The 6,684-nt window shown below is 46.5% G+C and carries 10 protein-coding genes; all 10 read left to right on the top strand.

Annotation, left to right across the window (positions count from 1 at the left end; all coding sequences use genetic code 11):
- Nucleotides 1-823: beta-ketoacyl-[acyl-carrier-protein] synthase family protein (locus ACTIE6_RS12625; protein ID WP_439556981.1), on the top strand; the 823-nt coding region annotated here is incomplete at its 5' end.
- 197 nt (nucleotides 824-1,020) lie between these two features.
- Nucleotides 1,021-1,287 (top strand): acyl carrier protein, encoded by a 267-nt coding sequence (locus tag ACTIE6_RS12620; protein ID WP_439556980.1) that lies wholly within the window; start codon nucleotides 1,021-1,023, stop codon nucleotides 1,285-1,287.
- Nucleotides 1,288-2,157, top strand: a complete 870-nt coding sequence (locus tag ACTIE6_RS12615; protein WP_439556979.1) for an LpxL/LpxP family acyltransferase — start codon at nucleotides 1,288-1,290, stop codon at nucleotides 2,155-2,157.
- Nucleotides 2,154-2,573: a hypothetical protein gene (locus ACTIE6_RS12610; protein WP_439556978.1), complete on the top strand. Its 420-nt coding sequence runs from the start codon at nucleotides 2,154-2,156 to the stop codon at nucleotides 2,571-2,573. The genes ACTIE6_RS12615 and ACTIE6_RS12610 overlap by 4 nt, the downstream gene beginning before the upstream one ends.
- A gap of 16 nt (nucleotides 2,574-2,589) precedes the next feature.
- Entirely contained in the window at nucleotides 2,590-3,003 is a 414-nt protein-coding gene (locus tag ACTIE6_RS12605; RefSeq protein ID WP_439556977.1) for an acyl-CoA thioesterase, read from the top strand.
- 27 nt (nucleotides 3,004-3,030) lie between these two features.
- Nucleotides 3,031-4,113: a beta-ketoacyl synthase N-terminal-like domain-containing protein gene (locus ACTIE6_RS12600; protein WP_439556976.1), complete on the top strand. Its 1,083-nt coding sequence runs from the start codon at nucleotides 3,031-3,033 to the stop codon at nucleotides 4,111-4,113.
- Nucleotides 4,110-4,721, top strand: a complete 612-nt coding sequence (locus ACTIE6_RS12595; protein ID WP_439556975.1) for a hypothetical protein — start codon at nucleotides 4,110-4,112, stop codon at nucleotides 4,719-4,721. Before ACTIE6_RS12600 ends, ACTIE6_RS12595 begins: the two co-directional genes overlap by 4 nt.
- A 42-nt stretch (nucleotides 4,722-4,763) precedes the next feature.
- Nucleotides 4,764-5,021, top strand: a complete 258-nt coding sequence (locus ACTIE6_RS12590; RefSeq protein ID WP_439556974.1) for a phosphopantetheine-binding protein — start codon at nucleotides 4,764-4,766, stop codon at nucleotides 5,019-5,021.
- Nucleotides 5,022-5,032: 11 nt separating this feature from the next.
- On the top strand, nucleotides 5,033-6,217 hold the full coding sequence (locus tag ACTIE6_RS12585) for a beta-ketoacyl-[acyl-carrier-protein] synthase family protein (protein WP_439556973.1): 1,185 nt from the start codon (nucleotides 5,033-5,035) through the stop codon (nucleotides 6,215-6,217).
- A gap of 1 nt (nucleotide 6,218) precedes the next feature.
- On the top strand, nucleotides 6,219-6,684 hold a 466-nt coding region (locus tag ACTIE6_RS12580), incomplete at its 3' end, for a beta-ketoacyl synthase chain length factor (RefSeq protein WP_439556972.1).

The raw sequence follows: 6,684 nt of genomic DNA, 5'->3' as shown, positions 1-6,684 counted from the left end.
CGCGATTTTCCAGAATATGAACAGTACCGTGAACATGAACCTTTCCACGATTTTCAAGCTGAAAGGGATCAATTTCACACTAAGCGCGGCTTGTGCCTCGGGATCGCATTCGATCGGAATGGGTTATCTGATGATTGCTCAGGGACTGCAGGAGCGCATTATCTGCGGCGGCGCGCAGGAAATCAATACTGCGGCGATGGCGAGTTTTGATGGATTAGGCACATTCTCGGTACGTGAAGCTGAGCCAGCCAGAGCTTCCCGGCCTTTTGACAGGGATCGCGACGGACTTATCCCCAGCGGCGGCGCTGCAACGGTGATCCTCGAATCTTATGAATCTGCAATGGAGCGCGGCGCACCTATTTTGGGCGAGCTGATCGGATACGGGTTTTCTTCAAACGGTGATCATATCTCCAACCCAAGTATTGACGGACAAATCCGGTCGCTTCAAATGGCGTTGAAACAGGCTGGTATCACAACTAGCGACGTTGACTATATCAATGCACACGCCACTTCTACACCTGTGGGCGATGGTAGTGAGGCGCGCGCTATCTATGAAGTTTTTGGCGGCAATGTGCCTGTCAGCTCTACCAAATCGATGACCGGGCACGAATGCTGGATGGCGGGATCGAGTGAAATCGTGTACTCGCTGCTCATGATGCAAAATGGCTTTATCGCTCCGAATATCAACTTTGAGAACCCGGATGAAGACTCTCAAAAAATCAATGTAATCGCTGAAACCAGAGAACAGGACATCGACTGTTTTCTCTCCAATTCATTTGGTTTCGGCGGAACAAACTCTACACTGATCATCAGGAAAATCTGATTATCCGTAATCAGGAGCCCTCAAATACTTCGTAACCGGCCACTTCTTAATGTCTGATTTTTTGTAATTTTGTTCTCCTCCAAATCTCTGAACGGACCTTTTCGAATAGACTTCGATCTCTTTGCGCTAGCCTTCGGATGTATTTAAAAGTGTAAAAATTTTCAAACTATCAGTGAGAATAAATTAATTTTACTGCTATGCATACTAACGAAGTAAAAATGAGTTGGGAAGAAATAGTTGAAGAAACCAGGGATTTTTTATCAACGGAATTTGAAGTGGACAGGAGTGAAATCATTCCGGAAAACAGTCTGAAAGATACACTCGACCTGGATAGTCTTGACTATGTGGACCTTGTTGTGCTGATCGAGGAAAATCTCAATGTGAAGCTTACAGGCGAGGACTTTAAGGAAATCGTAACCTTTGGCGATTTTTATAGATTAGTGCGCAAGAAACTTGCTTTGTAAATGAGCCGTTGGGACGGTAAGACCAAGGGATCTCTAACAGGGTACAAGATTTTTCTCTTTTTCATTAATTCCCTGGGGCTGAACTTTGCTTACCTTCTGCTGCGAGTAGTTACGTTTTATTACTATTTGTTTGCAGCCAAACCCAGACGTGCGCTCCTCGATTTTTATCAAAATACCCTTCACGTTTCGGAGCGGGCGGCCAGAAAGCTTGTCCGGGCCAACTTTTATATTTTCGGGCAAACGCTGGTGGACCGCGCTGCTTTTCTGCTTGGAAAGACCGAACAATTCACGCATACTTTCGAGAATGAGCAATACCTGATCGATATCCGGGAAATGGGTAAAGGCGGTATATTGCTCAGCGCCCACCTGGGTAACTGGGAGACTGCGGGCAACTTGCTGAAAGGCAGGATCACACCAACTATCAATATTTTGATGCTTGATGCCGAGGTGGAAAGCATTAAACAGTATATGGACCTTTCCACGGGAGGCTCACGGTTTAATGTGATTGCGATCAAAGACGATCTCTCGCACGTGATCGCTATCCGGAATGCATTGGTAAACAACGAATTTGTTGCTATACATTCAGACCGTTACCTGGAAGGCTCGAAGTTTATTGAAATGGATTTTTTAGGTAAAAGGGCGCGGTTCCCGTTTGGGCCGTTTGTCATTGCTTCGAAATTCCAGGCACCGGTAACCTTTGTTTTTGCTGCTAAAAACGGCAAATACAGTTACCATCTGAGTGCAACTGCACCCATCACCGACAAGATGAAACCGGAAGCAATAGCCCAGCTGTATGTAGCTGAGCTGGAAAAAAAGGTGCGTCAATATCCGGAACAATGGTTTAACTACTTCAACTTCTTCGCCGAATGATCGTTTCGAAAGAATCTGTCACCACCTACATTCCACACAGCGCACCATTTATTATGGTCGGTAACTTGCTTCATGCTACACAGGAATTGTTTGAAACAGACTTCTTCGTTGAAAATGACAATATGCTGGTAGAAGAAGGTTTCTTCCAGGCAAGCGGGTTAATCGAGAACATTGCCCAGACCTGCGCGCTTTCCTTCGGGTACCTGGGCAGGCAGGAGGGTGGAGAGGCCAAAATCGGCTTTATTGGTGCGGTCAGCAAGCTGGAAGTTTTCGAGCTGCCACCCGCTTCCGCGACTATCCGGACGCGCGTTTCACCCCTGCACCAACTTGGAAATATTTACCTGGTGAAAGGTGAAAGTTTCCTGGAAGGACGTATATTGCTGGGTTGTGAGATGAAAATTGTTGTTGCGGAATAACCCTAAAAAGTACAGAATGATTGCTTCGGAAATCGAAATAGACATACGGTTCAGCGAAACCGACGCAATGGGCGTAGTTTGGCACGGTAACTACCTTAAGTTTTTTGAAGACGGCAGAGAGGCATTTGGTAAGACCTACGGATTGGAATACCTGACCATTTTTAACAAAGGTTTTTTCACACCGATCGTTAAATCTGAAATAGACCATAAAGCGCCGGTATACTACGGACAAGCGATCAAAGTTGTAACCAGGTATGTGCCTGTAAAGTCGGCGAAGATCCAGTTTGAATACGAAGTGATCAACCTGACAACTGGTGAATTATGCGCAATAGGCAAAACCATGCAGGTTTTTCTGGACAAGGAAACGCGTACGCTGGAATTGATCACACCCGCATTCTATCAGGAATGGAAAGTAAAAAACCAGGTTTAGGCTGATTTTCAAAATAGTAACATCAGAATGATTTATATCGGGGCTGAGGTAATGAATACGCCTCTGGGCGACACGACGGAGCAAAATTGGAGCGGGTTAATGGAAAACAGATCGGGCATCTCGCTGGTAGCAGGTGCCGGTTTTTCAGGTGAAAGCATCCATTTGGCCAAAATACATTCACTTTCAGCCGAAAATAAGTTTGAAAAGCTTGTTACAGATAGTCTCACTGCCATTTCCCACCAAATTGATCGCGCAATTCTTTCCTCTGACCGTACTATTGTACTGATAAGTTCAACCAAAGGTGCGTTGGATGTTAATGTAAGAGATCAGTTTGCATCTGTAATGGAAACACTGCGCGCGAATTTTGCGCTGGTCAATGTGCCTGTTGTTGTTTCAAATGCATGCATTTCGGGCGTATTGGCGATTAATGCGGCTAGCAACTTAATTAAGTCAAACCTGTATGATCACGCCATTGTTATCGGCTGTGATGTGCTTTCGGATTTTGTTATAAACGGGTTTCAGTCGCTCTTCGCGGCGAGTGACCAGCCTTGTGCCCCCTTCGACGCGGCCCGGAACGGGATTACGCTGGGTGAGGGTTGCTGCGCTGTCGTTCTTTCCCGATCAAGTGCCATTTTCAATGAAGCGCCGCTTGAACTTTTGACCGGCACCAGCGCTAACGATGCCAATCATATATCGGGGCCGTCGCGGACTGGTGAAGGCTTGTACAGAAGCGTGAAAAAGACGCTGGCGAATAACCAGGTACAACCCGGCGATATCGATTTTATCTCGGCGCACGGGACAGCGACGGTGTTTAACGACGAGATGGAATCCATTGCATTCGACAGGCTGGATATGGGCAATATTCCTTTAAATAGTTTTAAAGGGTATTTCGGACACACTTTGGGCGCTGCTGGTGTTATTGAAACTGCGGCTTCCATGCAGATGATCAGAAATGGAGCGCTTATAAAAAGTCTGGGCTTCCGCGATGCAGGTACCTCAAAGCCGCTGCACGTGGTTTTGGAAAATGAAAAGAAAGAATTGAGAACAATACTGAAAACTGCATCCGGCTTTGGCGGCGGAAATGCCTCTTTGATCATCCGAAAAATATGAAGCGTATTACAGCATATTGCCGGCTAAAAGAGGATGATTGTGCAGTAAATGGCACCGAGGTAGTGCGCAGGGACTTTGCATCGACCGATTCCTGGTTCAAGCAGATTTACAAAGCGCAGGGATTTGTTTATCCCAAATTCTATAAAATGGATGCGCTCTCGCAGGCGGGTTACCTTGCTTCCGAGCTAATCAAGCGTGCATATCCGGACTTTACATTGAATTACGGAGACGATGAAATTGCATTGATTTTCGCGAATAGTACTTCCAGCGCTGATACGGACCTGCGCTTTATCAAGTCTTACGAGGGAAGCGAGTCGCCAAGTCCGTCTGTTTTTGTTTATACCTTACCCAACATTGTTTTGGGTGAAATAGCCATTTTGAACAAATGGTACGGCGAAAATATGTTTGCTGTTTTACCTAAATTCGCTCCCGGATTCTTCCTGGATTATTTGCAGGTTATGGAATCCACAGGCGCAAAAGCCGCACTTTGCGGGTGGCTGGAAGTTCTGGAAGGCAAGGTAGACGTGTTGCTTTTCCTCGTTGAAGAAAGTGGACCGGACAGCCTTGAATTGAATGCAGAAAACCTCTTAAACTTATCGCTGACATAATTTCCCAACAAACTAAAATTCACACTCAATATTTATAAGGCAATGGACACGCTCAAAGAAGACCTTAAAAAACAAATCATAGAACAGCTTAACCTCGAAGATATCACGCCTGCGGACATTGCCGATGATAGCCTGCTTTTCAACGAGGAAGGATTGGGACTCGATTCGATCGACGCGCTGGAACTGATCGTTTTGCTTGAAAAATACCACGGTATCCAGGTTACCAAACCTGAGGAAGGTAAAGAAGCTTTTAAATCTGTCAACACAATGGCGGAATACATCCGCAAACGCAAAAGCTGATCAAACAGTCCATGGGAGTACGGATTACAGGTATTGGCGTTGTTTCTGCAATTGGATTATCAGTTGAAGAAAACCTGCGTGCATTGAAAGAGGGGAAGTCGGGGATTGGCAAAATGGCTTTTCTGAAAGAAAATTCGGAATTGCTGGTGGGAGAGGCCAAGATTTCGAATGACGACCTGAAAGCAAAATTACATATTAGTACCCGGTATGTTTCCCGTACGTCACTGCTCGGACTGTTGGCGGCGCGCGAAGCCTGGGGTAAAAACAGGCTCTCAAAAACATTGAGGACTGGCATTATTTCTGCTACTTCGGTAGGCGGAATGGATCGCAGCGAGCATTTTTACAAAGATTATCTCGCCAAGAAAGATCCCGATTTTCGGTTGCTCAAAACGCACGACAGCGGATCAACAACCGAGCGGATCGCCGCTGAGCTGGGCATTAAAGATTACGTAAATACATTATCAACAGCTTGCTCGTCAGGCGCCAATGCAATTATGCTTGGCGCAAGGCTCATTCTGCAAAACAGACTGGACCGGGTGCTGGTAGGCGGCTCGGATGCATTAGCGCGATTTACGATTGATGGATTCCGGTCGCTGATGATTTACGACGATCAATGGTGCCGCCCTTTCGATGAGTCGCGCAGCGGGTTGAACCTGGGTGAAGGCGCTGGCTTTTTGTTGTTGGAGAACGAAAAAAGCGTTGAATTCTCGGGAAACAAGACGATCGCCTATCTAAGTGGCTGGGCGAATGCGGCAGATGCATATCATCAAACCGCCTCTTCGCCGGAAGGAAAAGGCGCGACACTGGCGATAGATCAGGCTTTGAAGAAATCCGGTTTGAATACTTACGAAATCACGTATATAAATGCGCACGGTACCGGCACCAAAAACAACGATTTGTCAGAATCGGTCGCATTGAAGAATGTATTTGCAAACCAGATTCCTGCATTCAGCTCAACAAAAGCATTTACTGGCCACACGCTTGCTGCGGCAGGCGCGATCGAGGCTGTTTTTTCGATTCTTGCCATTCAGAATAACCTTATTTACCCGAACTTAAATTTTAAAAACAGCATCGAAGAGACCGAATTAGAGCCGGTCACTGCGTTGCAAACCGATCGGAAAGTGCGCGCTGTGTTGTCCAATTCTTTTGGTTTTGGCGGCAACAATTCATCTCTGGTCTTTTCCGATCGTGCTTAATATGGACAAAAGCGTGTACTATATTTCAGCAGCCTCCACGATTTCGCACCAGCCTACCTTGGGGAATGCAGGGTTTTCGGGCTCGATCAATGCATTAGCGACGGATTCTTCTTTGATAACTCCCGACTTCAAGTCATTTATTGACGCTGCGCTGCTTCGAAGAATGAGCAAAATCCTTCGTATGTCTGTGGCTTGTGCAAAGGATTGCCTGGCGCAATCGCATATCGAACAGCCAGATGCGATCATTGTCGGGACCGGCCTGGGCTGCTTACAGGATACTGAAAAATTCCTCAGTACGTCACTGACCGTCGAAGGATTGCTGCCACCTACTTCCTTTATCCAATCGACACACAATACAATGGCCGGGCAGATTTCGCTGAGCATTAGCAATCACGGCTACAATATGACGCACACGCAGAATACCCTCTCTTTTGAGCATGCATTGCTGGACGCGATGATGCTTTTGG

The organism is Dyadobacter sp., assembly GCF_051859145.1.
Classification (GTDB): Bacteria; Bacteroidota; Bacteroidia; order Cytophagales; family Spirosomataceae; genus Dyadobacter.
Note: the sequence above shows the minus strand (reverse complement) of the source record. Positions and strands in the feature narration are given on the sequence as shown.

Excerpts from the sequence above, each read along its gene's own strand:
- ACTIE6_RS12620 (WP_439556980.1), top strand. The coding sequence starts at position 1,021 with ATGCATACTAACGAAGTAAAAATGAGTTGGGAAGAAATAGTTGAAGAA.
- ACTIE6_RS12615 (WP_439556979.1), top strand. The coding sequence starts at position 1,288 with ATGAGCCGTTGGGACGGTAAGACCAAGGGATCTCTAACAGGGTACAAG.
- ACTIE6_RS12610 (WP_439556978.1), top strand. The coding sequence starts at position 2,154 with ATGATCGTTTCGAAAGAATCTGTCACCACCTACATTCCACACAGCGCA.
- ACTIE6_RS12605 (WP_439556977.1), top strand. The coding sequence starts at position 2,590 with ATGATTGCTTCGGAAATCGAAATAGACATACGGTTCAGCGAAACCGAC.
- ACTIE6_RS12600 (WP_439556976.1), top strand. The coding sequence starts at position 3,031 with ATGATTTATATCGGGGCTGAGGTAATGAATACGCCTCTGGGCGACACG.
- ACTIE6_RS12595 (WP_439556975.1), top strand. The coding sequence starts at position 4,110 with ATGAAGCGTATTACAGCATATTGCCGGCTAAAAGAGGATGATTGTGCA.
- ACTIE6_RS12590 (WP_439556974.1), top strand. The coding sequence starts at position 4,764 with ATGGACACGCTCAAAGAAGACCTTAAAAAACAAATCATAGAACAGCTT.
- ACTIE6_RS12585 (WP_439556973.1), top strand. The coding sequence starts at position 5,033 with ATGGGAGTACGGATTACAGGTATTGGCGTTGTTTCTGCAATTGGATTA.